Raw genomic sequence first — 15,908 nt, forward strand, 5'->3', positions numbered from 1 at the left:
CACCGTCACCGGATCCTCTCGATGCCAATGTCAGTGTCACCTTCGATGCCGATTCCGAGGTCGGCCGGGCCGTCGCGGAGTACGCCTCGCACCTGGTCCATCGACACTGTTTCCGATGCGAACTCCGCCAGCCACCACGTGGCGCCCGCCCTGGCGTAGGGCGCCGGATCGGTACCGGGCGGGAGGGGGACGGCGATGTCGTACGGGGCCGTCGTCTTCCGGCGGAGACCCGTGATGCTGGCGACGATGTCGGCGAGCTGATCCGGGTGGTCGAGATCGACCGGCACGAAACCGTCGTGCTGTGCGGCGCGGCGCAGGGGCTTGACGTTACCGGGAAGTCCCGCGGCCCACACCGGCACGCCGGGGCGCTGAACCGGTCGGGGAAGGAAGGTGATGCCGTCGACCGTGAAGTTCCGGCTCCTATGGTGCACCGGTCTGCCGGACCACGCGGCGGCGAGAATCTCCAGTGACTCGTCGAGCAGACGGCCCCGCTGGCGGTCATCGACTTCCTCGCCGGTCGCGGCCAGCTCGCCGGCGAAGCGATCACTGCCGAGACCGACGCCGAGTGTGAGGCGGCCCCTGCTGAGCCGGTCCAGCGTGGCGGTCTCCCTGGCGACCTTGGCCGGTCGGCGGCGGGAAAGAGGTGTGACCATGGGGCCCAACCGGACGCGGTCGGTGGCGGTGGCGATCGCGGCCAGCGTGATCCACGGGTCGGCCACCTGCCGGACCGGCTCCCGCCAGCGCAGGTGGTCCCATACGAACACGCCGTGCCAGCCGGCCTCCTCCGCCTCGGCGCCCAGACGTGCGACCACCGTGGGGTCGGCGAGCTCGTCGAAGAGCGGCAACCAGAGTGCCGACCGCAGCCGGGTCATGGCCGGCCGCCTCGGGTGTGCTGGAGCAGGGCCGGGACGAACGAGTCCCACAGCGGCTTCGGCAGGTCGTGCCCGGCCCCTTCCAGGATCAGCAGCGTCGCGCCAGGAATCGCGTCGCGCAGCGCGTGTGCGTGGGGGAGCGGGAGAACCGGGTCGTGGTCGCCGTGCACCACCAGCGTCGGTGCCTTGAGGGAGGCGAAGTCGCGGGACGACCCGTCGAAGGCCATCGCGTAGTGGTTGACGAGGGTGGACGCGATGTCGCGGGCGCGGGCCACGTCCCGTTCGACCAGCGCGCGCACGGCGGTCTCGTCGAAGTGGGGCGAGCCGCCCGAGCACGCCTTCGCCGACGCGACGACGAAGTCCACCACCGCGCCGGAATCGGCGGGGTCCGGGGCGGCGGGGATGCCGTCGGCGAGCTCGTCCGACGACGGGGGGAGGCCGTCCTCGCCCGTGGAGGTGGAGACGAACGTCAGTGACTCCACCCGCTCGGGGTGGTCCACCCCGACGATGAGCCCGACTCCGCCGGCCATGGACCGGCAGACGATGTGTGCGCGCTCGACGTGCAGGGCGTCCAGGATGCCGAGCGCGTCCCCGGCCAGGTCGGTGAACGTGTAGCCGGGCCGCCCCGGCGGGTAGCTGGTGGACCGGCCGGTGTCCCGGTTGTCGTAGCGGATCACGTACCGGTCGCCGCGCGCGATCCGTTCGCACAGCTCGGCTTCCCACCACAGCATCGAGGCGCTCGCACCGTCGATGAGCAGGATCGCCGGGTGCGCCGGGTTTCCGAAGGTCTCGATGCACAGTTCGACATCGTTGATCTGGACGGGCTGTTCTCCGTGCGAAAGGTGATCGGTCATGAACGTCACGCTAGACCTGACCATTCATCGCGAAAAGCGATAGTTTTCGATCAAGTCAATCGTGTTCAGCGATGACAATGGATGACTATGGTGGGCGCATGTCCGACGTTGAACTGCGACATCTCGCCACGATGGCCGCCGTGGCCGATGAGGGCTCGTTCGGGCGGGCGGCGGCGCGGCTCGGGTACACCCAGTCGACGGTGAGCCAGCAGATCGCGGCTTTGGAGAGAGCCGTCGGCGGTGCCGTGTTCGACCGGCCCGGCGGACCGAAGCCGGTGCGGATCACCCCACTCGGCACGGTCGTGCTGGCACACGGACGCGAGTTGCTCGCGAAGGCGCAGGCCATGGCGGCGGCAGTCGACCGGTTCAAGGCCGGAGACGGCCGGGTCGACATCGGCACCTTCCAGAGTGTGTCCAACGTGATCCTGCCGCTGGTCGTACGCGGGCTTCGGGACGAGCACCCAGGCTGCGACATCAGGCTGTTCGAGGAGGAGACCGACCAGCCGCAAGTCCAGGAGCTGGATCTGATGTTCTTCGACGGCCGCGTCGCCGGCGACGTCGAACACCGCAAACTGCTCGACGATCCCTACGTGTTGGTGGCCCGCCGCGGGGCCTTCCCCGACGGTCCGGTGAGCCCGGACCGACTCGACGGCGTACCGATGGTGGCGCACCCGCCGATCTGCGACCAGGCCCGGATGGAGCAGGCGCTCGCCCGGCGCGGTGTTAGGCCGCACATCGTGTGCCGCACCGCGGGCAACGAAACCGTGCTGTCGATGGTGCGGGCCGGCATGGGTTCGGCGATCCTGCCGCAACTTGCCCTCCACAGCGTCGACATCGGCTCCGACGCGGCACTGTGCGTCCACGAACTCAGGCCAGAACTCCCGCCTCGCGAGATCTTCCTGCTGTGGCAGGCGCACCGAACCCACTCCCCACTCGCGGCACGAGCGATCGAGATCGCCGTGGAGGTCGCGGGCGGGATCGCCCGGCGCACGTGAGGACCGGAGAGCCGGAGCAGTGGGGCGGTGTGGCCGCACACCACGCCCGAGTCTCACCGTCGCCGGATCGATACTGACCCCCACTGACCCCCGCGGTGTCGATCGCTGCGCGATGGGGAGAGGCCGGTGCTGCGGATATGTCAGTTTCCCAGGTGCGGCAAGGGAGAGATTCCTCCCCCTCACAGGACGGAAATCCGGTGCGAGGCTGTGCGGCGTCCGTACTGCTCGCGGGTCTTCGCACTCCGCTCTGGAAGAGAACTCCGCCATATGCCACTGTCGACCCGCGATCGGTCCAGCAAGCTTCCCTTTGTCGTTCTGGTGCTGGCCGCCGGGACCTTTCTGATGGGCACCACCGAATTCGTCATCGCGGGCCTGCTGCCCGGGATCGGCGACGATCTGGGCGTCAGCGTGGCTCATGCGGGCCTGCTGATCACGGTGTTCGCGGTGGGCATGATCGTCGGGGCGCCTGTGATGGCGATCGCGACGTTGCGTCTGCCGCGGCGGTCCACGCTGGTTCTCGCGCTCGTCGTCTTCGCCGTCGGCCATGTGGCCGCCGCGCTCAGTTCGTCTTTCGCGGTCGTGCTCGCCGCCCGGTCGGTGACCGCACTGGCCACTGGTGCCTTCTGGTGCGTCGGGGCCGTTGTGGCGACGACCGCGGCGGGGCACGCGTCGACTTCGCGGGCCCTGGGCCTGCTGCTGGGGGGAATGACCCTGGCCAATGTCGCCGGCGTTCCGCTGGGCTCATGGTTGGGCCAGGTGTCGGACTGGCGAGGGCCGTTCTGGGTGCTGGCCGCCCTGTCGGCCGGTGCCGCGGCGGTCATCGGCCGGTTCATTCCTGACGAGGAGCGGCGCGAGACGCGGTCTGTCCGGGCCGAGCTCGCCGTGCTGCGTCAGGGCCGGGTCTGGCTGGCGCTGACCGCGACCGCCCTGCTCCTGGGAGGTGTTCTGGCGACGTACACCTACATCTCGCCCCTGCTCACCGAGCGTGCCGGGATTCCTGCATGGGCGGTGCCCCTGGTCCTGACCGGTTACGGCCTGGGCGCCCTGCTGGGCACCACGGTCGGTGGACGCCTGGGTGACCGTCGGCCGCTCGCCACGCTCATCACGGCCGCCGCCGCGAGCACGCTGGTCCTGTTCCTGCTGGTGTTTCTCTCCACGAGCCCGGTGGCGACCGTAGTGCTGGTGACGGCCATGGGTGTGACGGGTTTCGCCGCGGCCCCGGTGCTCGGTGCGCTGATCATGCGCTTCGCCGGTTCCGCGCCCACGCTGGCCTCCGCGCTGGGTAGTTCGGCGTCCAACGTGGGGATCGCCATCGGCTCCGGAGTGGCGGGCGTCGCCCTGACCTCATCACTGCGGCAGGCAGGGCCACCGCTGGTCGGTACGGTTGCCGCCGCGCTCACTCTCGTTCCGCTGACGGCACTCGCGCTGATGCACGCCACCCGTTCCGGCGCACCGCTTCCCAGGACAGGAACAGACGCGGATCAGTCCGTCGAGGCCAGTCATCGGCCCATTTCCTGAAGACGTCGCGGAGGAGCTCTCCCCGAGTGTCGGGGGGACCTCGTCCGCCTGCCGTTGGACGGTGGCGGCGCTCGCCGGTCGGCCTTGCGCCCGCTCCGCGCGCACCCGAGGAGTCGGAAAAGTCCAACCCCGCGGACATCACCGCCCACACCGACCAGGTCACGGGTCCGCCGCTGTCACAGGCCACCTGCACGGACCACCGGGCACTCCCGCAATGCGGCCCGTCGCGGTCAGCTGAGGGCGGAGGAGGCCGGCAGGTCCTGGTCGGCGGCCCAGGAGGCGAGGATCCGTAGTCGTTCATGGGTGGGGGAGCCTGGTACGGCGGTCCAGACGGTCAGGTGCTGGTCGGGATCGGTGTTGGCGGTGAGCGTGTCCCAGTCCAGGACGAGTTCGCCGACGACCGGATGGTTGAGGGTCTTCGTGCCCACCGTGCGCGCGGCGACTCGGTGATCGCCCCACCACCGGGCGAACTGCTCGTCCCGCATGGACAGTTCACCGACGAGCTCGATCAGGCGTGGATCCTCGGGATACTTCGCGGCCTCCATCCGCAACTGTGCCACGGCGATGTGGGCGGAGGTGTTCCAGTCCGCGTACAGGGTGCGCATGGCCGGATCCGTGAAGACGATCCGCGGGTAGTTGCGGTGCTTCTCCGTGATCCGGGAGAAGTCGGTAACCAGTGCGGCGGCCAGCGCGTTCCAGGCGAGGATGTCGCCGCGGCGGCCCTGCACGATGGCCGGGGTGGCGGTGAGGTCGTCCAGGACGCGCTGCAGCTGCGGCTGGACCTTCTGCCTGCTGCGCGGCCGGGTGCGGGTGGTGGTCTTGCCCGCGAGCTGGAAGAGGTAGCCCCGTTCGTCGTCGTCCAGATGGAGTACCTGGGCGAGAACGTCCAGGACGGGCGCCGATGCCTGCATGCGGCCCTGTTCGAGCCGGGTGTAGTAGTCGGTGCTGATGCTCGCGAGCTGGGCGACCTCCTCGCGGCGCAGCCCGGCCACCCGGCGAGGCGTGCCGGTCTCGGGCAGTCCGACTGTGCGTGGGCTCAAGTCGGAGCGGCGCTTCTTGAGGAATTCTCCCAGCTCATTGAGGGGAACGTTGGCGGTCATGCTTCCCAGCATGACACCGGTCGCACCAGGGGAAGGGGGGAGAATTTACTCCCTGGATGTTCCCCTCCCAGGATGAACCTCTCCGCTTTTCGCGCCTGCCCTCGCGTGTGAGGCTCGACAACGACCAGCCGATTGCGATCACCGGCTGCGGTTCACCGACTCTCGCACCGAAGGAAGTATCCCCATGCGCGGAGCAGTCATCCACGGCCCTGGCGACGTGCGCTTCGAGAACCTCGACGAGCCGAAGATCCTCCGGCCGACGGACGCGGTGATCCGCACGGTCGCCACCTGCGTGTGCGGCTCCGACCTGTGGCCCTACCGCGGCGCGGAACCCATCGGTGATCCGCACCCGATGGGGCACGAGTACGTCGGCATCGTCGAGGAGACCGGCAGCGAGGTCACCAACGTCAGGCCGGGCCAGTTCGTGGTCGGCTCCTTCGCCACCTCGGACAACACCTGCGCCAACTGCCTGCGCGGCTGGCAGTCCAACTGTCTGCACCGCGAGTTCATGTCCACCTGCCAGGCCGACTACGTCCGTATCCCCAACGCCCACGGCACGCTCGTCGCCACCCACGAACACCCGGGCGCCGAGTTCGTTCCCGGCCTGCTCGCTGTCTCCGACGTGATGGGCACCGGCTGGTACGCCGCACTCGCCGCCGAGGTGAAGCCCGGCTCGACGGCCGTGGTCGTCGGTGACGGCGCGGTCGGCCTGTGCGGTGTCATCGCCGCCAAGGAGCTGGGGGCCGAACGCATCATCGCCATGAGCCGCCACGACTCCCGGCAGAAGCTCGCCCTGGAGTTCGGCGCCACCGACATCATCGCCGAGCGCGGCGAGGAAGGCATCGCCCGCGTCAAGGACCTCACCGACGGCATCGGTGCCGACTCCGTCCTGGAGTGCGTCGGCACCGCCGAGTCCATGCGGCAGGCCCTCCACTCCACTCGGCCCGGTGGCAACGTCGGTTTCGTCGGCGTCCCGCATGACGTGGCGATCGACGGCCAGGAGCTGTTCTTCTCCCACGTCGGCCTGCGCGGCGGCCCCGCACCCGTACGCCGCTACCTGCCCGACCTCATCGACCGCGTCCTGACCGGCCGCATCAACCCGGGCAGGGTATTCGACCTCACCCTGCCGCTGGACCAGGTCGCCGAGGGCTACAGGGCGATGGACGAGCGCCGTGCCATCAAGGCCCTCCTCAAGCCCTGAAAGCAAGGACGTCCATACCCGGAGACCGCGCCCGGGGGCGGGGCGGCCCCGCCCCCGGACCGGAAGCCCGCTCACTCACCCAAGGATTCACCATGACGACCTTCGCCCTCGTCGGCGCGGGACCCGGCCTCGGACTCGCCACCGCCCGCCGGTTCGGAGCCGCCGGCCACACCGTCGCCCTCATCGCCCGCAACGCCGAGCGCCTGGAGGAGATGACCGCCGAACTGGCCCGCGACAACATCCGGGCCCGCGGCTTCACCGCCGACGTCCTCGACATCGAGTCGCTGACCGCTGCCCTGTACACGGCCGCGGCAACCCTCGGACCCATCGAGATCCTCCAGTACAGCCCGGTGCCGCGCGCCGACTTCATGAAGCCGGTCCTCGACACCGGCGCCGGCGACCTCGACGCCCCGCTCGCCTTCTCCGTCAAAGGGGCCGTCACCGCCGTGAACGCCGTCCTGCCCGGGATGCGCGAACTCGGCCGCGGCACCCTGCTGTTCGTCAACGGCTCCAGCGCCGTACGCCCCAATCCGAAGGTGGCCGGGACTTCGATCGCGTTCGCCGCCGAGAGCGCGTACGCCCGCATGCTGCACGACACGCTCGCGGGAGAGAACGTCCACGCCGCCCAGCTGATCGTCCCGGGCGCCATCCGGCCCGACGCCGTACACAGCAGTCCCGAGGTGCTGGCGCAGCGGCTGTACGACATCCACCAGCAGCGCGACGGCTTCCGTCACTACGCCGAGCCCCTGCCCGACCAGCCGCTGGACAACCCGTGAACCCGGTACCCCTTCGCGCTTCCGCCCGGGTGGTCCCGGCAGCCGCCCTGCTGCTGGTCGTGACCGCCTGCACCAGCGATTCCCCGTCCGCGTCCGCTTCGTCCGCCTCCCCCTCTGCGCCCGCGTCACCGCCGGCTTCGGCAGCTCCGGCCGTCACCGCGTCAACCGGCGGGACCACCGCCATGAACATCCGTCTCACGCTCAACGGCCACCACATCGACGCCACCCTTAACGACAGCGCCACCGCCCGCGACTTCGCCGCCCAGCTCCCGCTGACCCTGTCGCTGCGCGACCTCAACGAGGCCGAGAAGATCGCCGACCTGCCGCGCCAGCTGTCCACCTCCGGCGCCCCGGCAGGCGCCGACCCCGCAGTCGGTGACCTGGCGTACTACGCGCCCTGGAACCAGCTCGCCACCTACTACCGTGACGCCCCCTACGCGGCCGGCCTGGTTCTCCTCGGGCACATGGCCGACGGCGGCACCGAGCAGCTCGCCACCGCCGACCGCGTCACCATCGAAGCCGCGCCCTGATCCACCCCACCGCGCGCACCTGACGGGTGCCCGCAAGAAGGGGGGAGGCGATCCTCCCCTTTTCGTCCGGTTCGGTTCGTGGCAGCGTCCAGGGCGTCGCCAGGCAGTCCGCCGGCCGCCGCGACGGCCCCGGCCGCCCCTCCTGATCCCCCGATTTCCACGCAAGGAGAGAGCACAGGTATGCCTTCCGCATCCGGGACCACTCCCGGCAAGCTTCCCTTCGTCGTCTGGGTGCTCGCCGCCGGCACGTTCCTGATGGGGACCACAGAGTTCGTCGTCGCCGGCCTGCTGCCGGAACTGGCCGGTGACCTCGGAGTCAGTGTCTCCCACGCCGGCCTGCTGATCACCGCCTTCGCCATCGGCATGATCATCGGCGCACCGGCCATGGCCATGGCGACCCTGCGCCTTCCGCAGCGCCAGACGCTGATCCTGGCCCTGACCGTGTTCTGCCTCGGACATCTCGTCGCCGCGCTCAGCACGTCCTTCACCGTCGCTCTCATCGCCCGCGTCGTCACGGCCCTGGCCACCGGAGCGTTCTGGTCCGTCGGCTTCGTCGTCGCCACCACCGCTGCCGGGCCACGTAACGCCACCCGCGCCACGGGCGTCATGATCGGGGGCCTGACCCTGGCCAACGTCGTCGGCGTGCCGATCGGCTCCTTCGCCGGCCAGTTCACCGGCTGGCGCGGCCCCCTCTGGGCCCTGGCCGTCCTCTCCGGCCTTGCCGCCGCTGGCATCGGCCGCTTCATCCCGGCCCAGGAGCAGCATGCCGAGGTGTCCCTCCGGGCCGAGGTCCGTGCTCTGCGGCAGGGCAGGCTGTGGCTCGCGCTCGGCGCCGCGATGCTGATCATGGGCGGTGTGCTGGCGACGTACACCTACATCACCCCGCTGCTGACCGACCGCGCGGGCATCCCCGCGGGTGCCGTCCCGCTCGTCCTCATCGCGTTCGGCGTCGGCGCCCTGGGCGGCACCACCGTCGGAGGCCGCCTGGGCGACCGCCGACCGATGGTCACCACCATCACGGCAGCCGCGGCCACCTCACTGGTGCTGTTCCTGATGATCCCGCTGTCCGGCAACCCGGTGACGGCAACCCTCCTGGTCTTCCTCATGGGCCTCACCGGATTCACCGTCAACCCGGTCGTCACCGCCCTCGCCATGCGTTTCGCGGGCGACGCGCCCACCCTCACCTCGGCGCTGACCACCTCCGCCTTCAACGTCGGTGTCGCCGCCGGTTCGGCGCTCGCCGGCACGGCACTCAACTCCTCCCTCGGCCTGACCGGCCCGCCCCTGGTCGGCACCGTCGTCGCCGCCCTCACCCTCCTCCCACTGACCGCCCTCGCCGTCCACGGCCCTTCCCGCAAGGGCCGGATCGTGGCCCAGCGCCGCGCTCCCACGCGCGTAGGAGGCGACGAACCCGCGCAGGTGTCCTCGCGGTACTGACCCAAGCCCGGATCCGCGCATTGCCGATACGAACCTGACGACGTACCAGCAAGCGAGAGGACGCCGTTCATCACATGGCTGTGAGCAACACGGGCTTCACCGGGAAAGCGGCCTTCGTGACCGGAGCCGGCTCCGGCCGCGCTACCGCCTTCGCCCGCGCTCGTGTCGTCGGCATCGCCCTCCCCCTCGACAGCGGTCATGTCGCCCGCAGGGGACAGCCCACGGACCAAGGAGAAGCAGGAGGCGGACTGGTTCACCGGCGACGGGTGGTGGGACGTCATCGTGGCCGGCCAGGAGCCGTCCCGGATGCGCGTCAACCTGGTCCGCTGCGCACCGGGCGCTCGCACCAACTGGCACGCCCACGCCCACGCCCACGCCCACGCCCTGGGCCAGAGCCTGCGCATCGTTTCCGGCATCGCCATGTGGGAGGGCAGCGGCGACGGCGCCCCGAGACCATCTGGGCCGAACCGGTGACCGACCAGCAGTACAACGCCCCCCGCACCCGCGACCAGTAGCCCGGCCGTTCGGTCCGCGCCCCGCGCTCACCCAGGACGCCAGAACGTCCGCTCCTGACGGAGTGTAAAGGGGGAGGAAAGTCTCCCTGCCACGAGTGTTGCCGGTGGTGCAAGACTCCCGAGGTGACCAGCCGCCGCCGCCGAAGCGCGTGGTTGCCCGGTTCCCCGCGGTGACGACGATCCACTCTCTCGTCCCGCCGTCTGTACGGCCGATCCGTCCGCGATACGAAGGCGTACGTATGTCCACTGAACTCTCTGAGTCCGCCGTTCCACCTCCCACCGGAGCCGGCGAACCCTCCCCGGCGCCCAGTCGGCGCACCTTCATCGCCACCAGTACCGCAGTCGGTGGCGCTGTCGTCGCGGCAGGAGTGATCGGAGGGTCCTCCCTCGCAGCCCCGGAGGAGGCAACTGGCGCTGAGGGACCGCCGTCCAGCCGGGTCTCGCTGACGGTCAACGGCACCCGCCGGACCGTGACGGTCGACAACCGCACATCTCTTCTGGACCTGCTGCGCGAGCATCTCGGGCTGACCGGCTCGAAGAAAGGCTGTAACGCCGGGGCCTGCGGGGCGTGCACGGTCCTGGTCGACGGGCAACGCGTCAACTCCTGCCTGACGCTGGCCGTTCGGCTGGAGGGCGCAGAGGTCACCACGATCGAGGGCCTGGCCGACGGCGACCAACTGCACCCGCTTCAGCAGGCGTTCGTCGACGAGGACGCCTTCCAGTGCGGCTACTGCACCCCCGGCCAGATCATGTCGGGGGTGGGCTGCCTCAAGGAGGGGCACACCGGTTCGCCGGAGGAGATCCGGGAGTGGATGAGCGGCAACATCTGCCGCTGCGGCTGCTACGTCAAAATCGTGCGCGCGGTCGAGCAGACCGCCGGCCGGAAGTGAGGAACCGCTGACATGCATCCCTTCTCCTTCACGAAGGCCGCGGACACCCGTGAGGCCCTCAACGCGGGCCGCCACGGCGGCCGATACATCGCAGGCGGCACCACCCTCGTCGACCTGATGCGCGAGACCGTCGAGCGTCCCGGGACCCTGGTCGACATCAGTGACCTGCCGATGCGCGACGTCAGGGTCACCGAGCACGGTGGCTTGCGCATCGGCGCGCTGGTGACCATGGCCGAGGCCGCCGCCCACCCCAAGGTGCGCGCGCTGTACCCCGTCATCTCCCAGGCGCTGGAGCTGAGCGCGTCCGCCCAGCTGCGAAACATGGCCACCATCGGCGGCAACATCATGCAGCGCACCCGCTGCACCTACTTCCGCGACGTCACCGCCGACTGCAACAAGCGCGAGCCCGGCTCCGGTTGTGCCGCGCTGCACGGCCACAACCGCACGCACGCCGTCCTCGGTACCTCCGACTCCTGTGTGGCCACCCATCCCTCCGACGCCGCCGTGGCCTTCGCCGCGCTGGAGGCGACCGTGCACCTGCTGGGCCCGGACAGGGAACGCCGTGTCCCCTTCGCGGACTTCCTCCTCAAGCCCGGCGACACCCCCAACCGCGAACACGCTCTCCGGCAGGGTGAGTTGATTACGGCGGTGGAGGTTCCCGCGCTGCCGCGCCCGCTGAAATCCGGCTACCTGAAGGTGCGCGACCGGCAGTCCTACGAGTTCGCCCTGACGTCGGCGGCTGTGGCACTGCAGGTGCGCGGCGGGGTGGTCCGGGAGGCGAAGGTCGCCGCCGGCGGGGTGGGCACCGTGCCGTGGAAGCTGCCCGCCGTCGAACAGCGCCTTCTCGGGGAACGCCCCTCGGAGGCACTGTGGGCCGAGGCCGCGGAACACGCCGCGGACGGCGTTCGCCCCCTTCAGCACAACCGTTTCAAGATCGAGCTGCTCAAGCGGACCGTCGAGCGGCAGCTGCGCATCGTAGGAGGTACCAAGTGAGCCCCCAGCCGCAGTCAGCCGTGGGTGCGCCGCTGTCCCGGGTGGACGGCCGGCTGAAGGTCACCGGCAAGGCGCTGTACGCCGCCGAGCACGACATCGACGGAGCAGTGCACGCCGTCATCGTCGACGCGAGCATCGGCCGCGGCCGCGTCGCCTCCATCGACACCCGTGACGCCGACAAGCACCCCGGCGTCCTGCGGGTGATCAGCCACCGCAACGCGCCGAAGCTGCCGTACCGCGACAACGCCGGCTCCAACAACCCGCCCGGACGCAGAGTGCGGGTGTTCCAGGACGACCGGGTGCTCTTCCACGGCCAGCCGGTCGCCGTCGTCGTCGCCACCACACTGGAGGCCGCCCAGCACGGTGCGAGCCTGGTCAGGGTCGAGTACGACGTCGAACAGTCCTCGACCGACCTGGACGAGGCGGCACCGGGCGAACCCACGGACTACGCGCGCGGCGACGCGGATGCCGGGCTGCGCGGCGCGGCCGAACGCCTGGACGTGACGTACCAGTTGGCGCGCAACCATCACAACCCGATGGAGCCGCACGCCACGATCGCCCGTTGGGACGGCGGCAAGGTCACCGTCTGGGACAAGACCCAGTGGGTGATGGGCACCCGTGACGAGATCGCCGCCGTGTTCGGCCTGTCGGCGGACGCGGTGCGGGTCGTCTCCCCGTTCGTCGGCGGCGGCTTCGGCAGCGGGCTGCGCTGCTGGCCGCACACGATCGTCGCCGCCCTGGCCGCCCGGGAGACAGGCCGTCCGGTGAAGCTGGTGCTGAGCCGCAGGCAGATGTACTTCGGGACCGGCTTCCGGCCGTCGTACGAGTACCGGCTGCGCCTCGGCAGCGACCGGCGCGGCCGGCTGACCGCCGCGATCCACGACATCGACGCCGAGACCTCCTCGTACGAGACGTTCACCGAGGCCGTCATGGGCGCGGGGCAGATGCTCTACAGCACGCCGAACGTCAGGCAGGCGTACCGGCAGGTGCCGCTGGATGTGAACACACCGATCTGGATGCGCGGCCCCGGCTTCGCATCGGCGTCGTTCGTGATCGAGTCGGCGATGGACGAGCTCGCCCACCGGCTCGGCATCGACCCGATCGAGCTGCGCCGACGCAACGAGCCGTCCAAGGACGAGTCGAGGAACCTGCCGTTCTCCACCCGGCGACTGCGTGAGTGCTACACGGTCGGTGCCCGGGAGTTCGGCTGGGACCGCCGTAACCCCAGGCCCCGTGCGACGCGTGACGGGAACTGGCTGGTCGGCCTGGGAATGGCGGCCGGCGTCTACGATCCCGGGCGTTTCCCCGCCCAGGCCCGGGCCCGTCTCGACGCCGACGGGACCGCCGTGGTCGAGGCGGCCACCAGTGACATGGGGCCGGGCACCTACACCTCCCAGACCCAGGTGGCCGCCGACGCGCTCGGGCTGACCATGCGCACGGTGACCTTCCGGCTCGGCGACTCCTTGTATCCGCCGACCGGTCCGCACGGCGGTTCGGCGACCATGGCCAGCGTCGGTTCCGCCGTCGTCGACGCCTGCGACCAGGTGCGGCAGCAGGCGATCGAGCTGGCCGTCGAGGACGAGCGGTCGCCGCTGTACGGAGTACCGGCCGGTGAGGTCGTCGTGCGCAACGGGCGGCTGCATGCGCGGGACACTCCGGCGCGGGGTGAGACGTACCGCAGTCTGCTGGCCCGCCACCACCGCTCCCACCTGGAAGCAGACGGCAACTACACCGGGCCGCCGACTCCCGAACGGGAGTCCTACCACGCCTACAACGCGACCTTCGCCGAGGTCGCGGTGGACGCGACGCTGGGGCTGGTACGGGTGCGGCGGATGCTCGGTGTGTACGACGCCGGCCGCATCATCAGCCCCAAGCTGGCCGAGAGCCAGGCGTTCGGCGGCATCGTGGGCGGCATCGGCACGGCGCTGCTTGAGCACACGGTCACCGACCACCGCGACGGGCGGATCGTCAACGCCAACCTCGCCGACTACCTGGTGCCCGTGAACGCCGACGTCCCCGAGGTCCGGGCGATCTACCTGGACGGCGAGGACAACGCGGGCAACGCGCTGGGGGTGAAGGGGCTCGGCGAGGTCGTCCAGGTGGGTGTGGCGGCCGCGATAGGCAACGCGGTGTTCAACGCCACCGGCCGTCGGGTCCGCCAACTGCCCATCACCACCGAGGCGTTGCTCTGAGCCGAGTGCCCGGGCCGCTGCGCAGCTGCCCAGCGGCAGCGGCCCGGGCGTTGCCTCCTCGTCCGGGAGCCGGTTCCCCCGTCCGGCCGCCGGACCTTCCAGGGCCGCCGCCGCGTGACGACGCTCCCCCGCGGCGCGGTGGCGGCCCCTCCTCCCTTGCCCCGAAGGACCCGTTCATGCTGAACATCGCGGACACACTGCACCTTTGGTGCCGCGAGGCACGCCCCTTCGCCCTGGCCACCGTCGTCGACGTCACCGGCAGCGCACCGCTGCCGGTCGGTACGTCGGTGGCCGTGGACGAGGACGGAAACGCGGTCGGCAGCATCTCCGGCGGCTGCGTCGAGGGCGCGGTCTACGAACTGTGCCGACAGGTGCTCAGCGAGCAGGGCGCCCCGCGACGCGCCTGGTTCGGGTACTCCGACGACGACGCCTTCGCCGTAGGACTTACCTGCGGCGGCGAACTCGACGTCCTCGTCCAACGGATCGATCCCGCGGTCCAACCGCATCTCACCGACGCCCTCGCCGACGTCGTGGAGGGCCGACCCGCTGCCGTGGCCCAGGTGGTGGCCGGCCCCGGCGAGCTCATCGGCTCCACCCTGAGCGTTCGCGCCGCCGACGGCGTCACCTACGGCACCCTGGACGGCGGGCCGACGGAGAAGCTTGTGGCCGAGGAGGCGCGGGCTTCGCTGCGGGCCGGGCGCACCACCCGTGTCACGGTCGGCGGGAACGGGGACGGCTGCCCCGAACCGACGACCGTGCTCGTCCACGTCCACGCGTCCCGCCCCCGCATGCTGATCTTCGGAGCCGTCGACTTCGCCGCCGCCCTCAGCCAGGCCGGCCGCTTCCTCGGCTACCACGTCACCGTCTGCGACGTCCGTCCCGTCTTCGCCACGCCCGCCCGCTTCCCGTACGCCGACGAGGTCGTCGTCGACTGGCCCCACCGATACCTGTCACGGTCGGCCGTGGACTCCCGCACCGTCGTCTGCGTCCTCACCCACGACGCCAAATTCGACATCCCGCTGCTCCAGCTCGCCCTCGTCCTGCCCGTGGCCTACGTGGGGGCCATGGGCTCCCGGCGTACCCACGACGAGCGTCTGCGGCTCCTGCGCGAGCAGGGCGTCACGGAAGACCGGTTGGTGCGGCTGCGTTCCCCGATCGGCCTCGACCTCGGAGCCCGCACGCCCGAGGAGACCGCCGTTTCCATCACCGCGGAGATCATCGCCCAGGCCAACCAGGGCACGGGCCGGTCCCTGACCCGGATCACCGGCCCGATCCACCGGCCGCCGAGGTCGACGAGCCAACGGCAGGCTCGATCATGACCTCTGCACTCGTTTCACATCGAGCCCGGGTTGTGCCCGGACGTCCGTCGGAAACCTGTCGCCTTCATCAGTCCGTCGGGCAAGCACCGGGTGCCGCTCAGCGGTGGCCGCCGAGCATGGCAAGGACTTGGCCGCAGGTACCGTTCGCCGCCGCGTCGCGAAAGCACCTGGCATGCTCGCCGACGGTCTCCCCGGCGTCGGGCTGCTCCCGCAAAAGGTCCACGGTCTCGGTGAGGCAGTCCTCCAGCGGCATGGACCTCTCGTCGCCCTGCTGGCCGAGGAGTGTGGTGCGCACGCCCGGCGGGATCACCTCGATCATCTGCATGCCGCTGTCGGCGAGCTGCACGCGCGGACTCCCGGAGAAGGAACGCAGCACGACTCCGCCCCGCGGGCTTATACGAATTTTATGAGCCCGAAGACTCGTTTGAGAGAGGAATCTCAGGCGACACGGGGGGAGGAAGGTTCCTTCGAACGAGACAGGAGTGAGTGACTGTGGCTGCCGACGAAAAGGGCAAGGCCAAGGGCGAGCAGGCCAAGGGCAAGGTCAAGAAGGTGGTCGGCGGTGCCGTGGGCAACGAGTCTCTGAAGGCCAAGGGAGAGGCCGAGGAGACCAAGGGAGACCTGCGTGCCGCCAAGGAGAAGGCCAAGGACGCGATCAAGCCCAAGTAGGCGCACTCCCACTGATCCCGGCAGCCCGCCCTGAGTGGACTGCCGGG

16 protein-coding genes are annotated in these 15,908 nt (G+C 70.5%); 12 read left to right on the top strand and 4 right to left on the bottom strand.

The annotated features are described in order from the left end of the window. Nucleotides 1-5: 5 nt before the first annotated feature. Complete coding sequence (locus OG595_RS43210) at nucleotides 6-872, bottom strand: LLM class flavin-dependent oxidoreductase (protein ID WP_329282061.1); 867 nt, start codon at nucleotides 870-872, stop codon at nucleotides 6-8. Beyond that, nucleotides 869-1,726, bottom strand: coding sequence for an alpha/beta fold hydrolase (locus OG595_RS43215; RefSeq protein ID WP_329282063.1), 858 nt, complete (start codon nucleotides 1,724-1,726; stop codon nucleotides 869-871). The genes OG595_RS43210 and OG595_RS43215 overlap by 4 nt, the downstream gene beginning before the upstream one ends. Nucleotides 1,727-1,824: 98 nt before the next feature. On the opposite strand from OG595_RS43215, the gene OG595_RS43220 reads away from it, so the two are divergent. Both OG595_RS43220 and OG595_RS43225 read left to right on the top strand, forming a co-directional pair. Further along, nucleotides 1,825-2,721, top strand: a complete 897-nt coding sequence (locus OG595_RS43220; protein WP_329282065.1) for a LysR family transcriptional regulator — start codon at nucleotides 1,825-1,827, stop codon at nucleotides 2,719-2,721. Nucleotides 2,722-2,988: 267 nt separating this feature from the next. Continuing rightward, entirely contained in the window at nucleotides 2,989-4,239 is a 1,251-nt protein-coding gene (locus OG595_RS43225) for an MFS transporter (RefSeq protein ID WP_329282067.1), read from the top strand. 230 nt (nucleotides 4,240-4,469) lie between these two features. Here the strand turns inward: OG595_RS43225 and OG595_RS43230 are convergent, their stop codons facing one another. Beyond that, nucleotides 4,470-5,351, bottom strand: coding sequence for a helix-turn-helix domain-containing protein (locus OG595_RS43230; RefSeq protein ID WP_329282068.1), 882 nt, complete (start codon nucleotides 5,349-5,351; stop codon nucleotides 4,470-4,472). Nucleotides 5,352-5,523: 172 nt separating this feature from the next. On the opposite strand from OG595_RS43230, the gene OG595_RS43235 reads away from it, so the two are divergent. The 9 genes from OG595_RS43235 (at nucleotide 5,524) to OG595_RS43275 (ending at nucleotide 15,192) form a co-directional block, all read left to right on the top strand. After that, complete coding sequence (locus tag OG595_RS43235) at nucleotides 5,524-6,540, top strand: zinc-dependent alcohol dehydrogenase family protein (RefSeq protein ID WP_329282070.1); 1,017 nt, start codon at nucleotides 5,524-5,526, stop codon at nucleotides 6,538-6,540. A 92-nt stretch (nucleotides 6,541-6,632) separates the two neighbouring features. Beyond that, nucleotides 6,633-7,316 (top strand): SDR family NAD(P)-dependent oxidoreductase, encoded by a 684-nt coding sequence (locus OG595_RS43240; protein WP_329282071.1) that lies wholly within the window; start codon nucleotides 6,633-6,635, stop codon nucleotides 7,314-7,316. Nucleotides 7,317-7,498: 182 nt separating this feature from the next. Beyond that, nucleotides 7,499-7,846 carry a cyclophilin-like fold protein gene (locus OG595_RS43245; RefSeq protein ID WP_329282073.1) on the top strand — a complete coding sequence of 116 codons (348 nt, stop codon included), beginning with the start codon at nucleotides 7,499-7,501 and terminating at the stop codon, nucleotides 7,844-7,846. Between the two features lie 180 nt (nucleotides 7,847-8,026). Further along, nucleotides 8,027-9,283: an MFS transporter gene (locus OG595_RS43250; RefSeq protein ID WP_329282076.1), complete on the top strand. Its 1,257-nt coding sequence runs from the start codon at nucleotides 8,027-8,029 to the stop codon at nucleotides 9,281-9,283. A gap of 198 nt (nucleotides 9,284-9,481) precedes the next feature. Next, nucleotides 9,482-9,757 carry a hypothetical protein gene (locus OG595_RS43255; protein ID WP_329282078.1) on the top strand — a complete coding sequence of 92 codons (276 nt, stop codon included), beginning with the start codon at nucleotides 9,482-9,484 and terminating at the stop codon, nucleotides 9,755-9,757. 280 nt (nucleotides 9,758-10,037) lie between these two features. After that, nucleotides 10,038-10,688, top strand: a complete 651-nt coding sequence (locus tag OG595_RS43260; protein ID WP_329282080.1) for a (2Fe-2S)-binding protein — start codon at nucleotides 10,038-10,040, stop codon at nucleotides 10,686-10,688. A 12-nt stretch (nucleotides 10,689-10,700) separates the two neighbouring features. Then, on the top strand, nucleotides 10,701-11,681 hold the full coding sequence (locus tag OG595_RS43265) for an FAD binding domain-containing protein (protein ID WP_329282082.1): 981 nt from the start codon (nucleotides 10,701-10,703) through the stop codon (nucleotides 11,679-11,681). Further along, nucleotides 11,678-13,873: a xanthine dehydrogenase family protein molybdopterin-binding subunit gene (locus OG595_RS43270; RefSeq protein ID WP_329282084.1), complete on the top strand. Its 2,196-nt coding sequence runs from the start codon at nucleotides 11,678-11,680 to the stop codon at nucleotides 13,871-13,873. The genes OG595_RS43265 and OG595_RS43270 overlap by 4 nt, the downstream gene beginning before the upstream one ends. 176 nt (nucleotides 13,874-14,049) lie before the next feature. Continuing rightward, nucleotides 14,050-15,192, top strand: coding sequence for an XdhC/CoxI family protein (locus OG595_RS43275; RefSeq protein WP_329282086.1), 1,143 nt, complete (start codon nucleotides 14,050-14,052; stop codon nucleotides 15,190-15,192). A 97-nt stretch (nucleotides 15,193-15,289) separates the two neighbouring features. Here OG595_RS43275 and OG595_RS43280 read toward each other — a convergent pair whose 3' ends face one another. Continuing rightward, nucleotides 15,290-15,538 carry a hypothetical protein gene (locus tag OG595_RS43280; RefSeq protein WP_329282088.1) on the bottom strand — a complete coding sequence of 83 codons (249 nt, stop codon included), beginning with the start codon at nucleotides 15,536-15,538 and terminating at the stop codon, nucleotides 15,290-15,292. Between the two features lie 146 nt (nucleotides 15,539-15,684). Here OG595_RS43280 and OG595_RS43285 point away from each other — a divergent pair, with 146 nt between their 5' ends. Beyond that, entirely contained in the window at nucleotides 15,685-15,861 is a 177-nt protein-coding gene (locus tag OG595_RS43285; RefSeq protein ID WP_164316594.1) for a CsbD family protein, read from the top strand. The last annotated feature ends 47 nt before the right edge of the window (nucleotides 15,862-15,908 follow it).

Origin of the sequence: Streptomyces sp. NBC_01451 (assembly GCF_036227485.1) — a bacterium.
Taxonomy (GTDB): domain Bacteria; phylum Actinomycetota; class Actinomycetes; order Streptomycetales; family Streptomycetaceae; genus Streptomyces.

Coding starts and splice junctions, on each gene's coding strand:
- OG595_RS43210 (WP_329282061.1), bottom strand. CDS start 872: ATGACCCGGCTGCGGTCGGCACTCTGGTTGCCGCTCTTCGACGAGCTC.
- OG595_RS43215 (WP_329282063.1), bottom strand. CDS start 1,726: ATGACCGATCACCTTTCGCACGGAGAACAGCCCGTCCAGATCAACGAT.
- OG595_RS43220 (WP_329282065.1), top strand. CDS start 1,825: ATGTCCGACGTTGAACTGCGACATCTCGCCACGATGGCCGCCGTGGCC.
- OG595_RS43225 (WP_329282067.1), top strand. CDS start 2,989: ATGCCACTGTCGACCCGCGATCGGTCCAGCAAGCTTCCCTTTGTCGTT.
- OG595_RS43230 (WP_329282068.1), bottom strand. CDS start 5,351: ATGCTGGGAAGCATGACCGCCAACGTTCCCCTCAATGAGCTGGGAGAA.
- OG595_RS43235 (WP_329282070.1), top strand. CDS start 5,524: ATGCGCGGAGCAGTCATCCACGGCCCTGGCGACGTGCGCTTCGAGAAC.
- OG595_RS43240 (WP_329282071.1), top strand. CDS start 6,633: ATGACGACCTTCGCCCTCGTCGGCGCGGGACCCGGCCTCGGACTCGCC.
- OG595_RS43245 (WP_329282073.1), top strand. CDS start 7,499: ATGAACATCCGTCTCACGCTCAACGGCCACCACATCGACGCCACCCTT.
- OG595_RS43250 (WP_329282076.1), top strand. CDS start 8,027: ATGCCTTCCGCATCCGGGACCACTCCCGGCAAGCTTCCCTTCGTCGTC.
- OG595_RS43255 (WP_329282078.1), top strand. CDS start 9,482: ATGTCGCCCGCAGGGGACAGCCCACGGACCAAGGAGAAGCAGGAGGCG.
- OG595_RS43260 (WP_329282080.1), top strand. CDS start 10,038: ATGTCCACTGAACTCTCTGAGTCCGCCGTTCCACCTCCCACCGGAGCC.
- OG595_RS43265 (WP_329282082.1), top strand. CDS start 10,701: ATGCATCCCTTCTCCTTCACGAAGGCCGCGGACACCCGTGAGGCCCTC.
- OG595_RS43275 (WP_329282086.1), top strand. CDS start 14,050: ATGCTGAACATCGCGGACACACTGCACCTTTGGTGCCGCGAGGCACGC.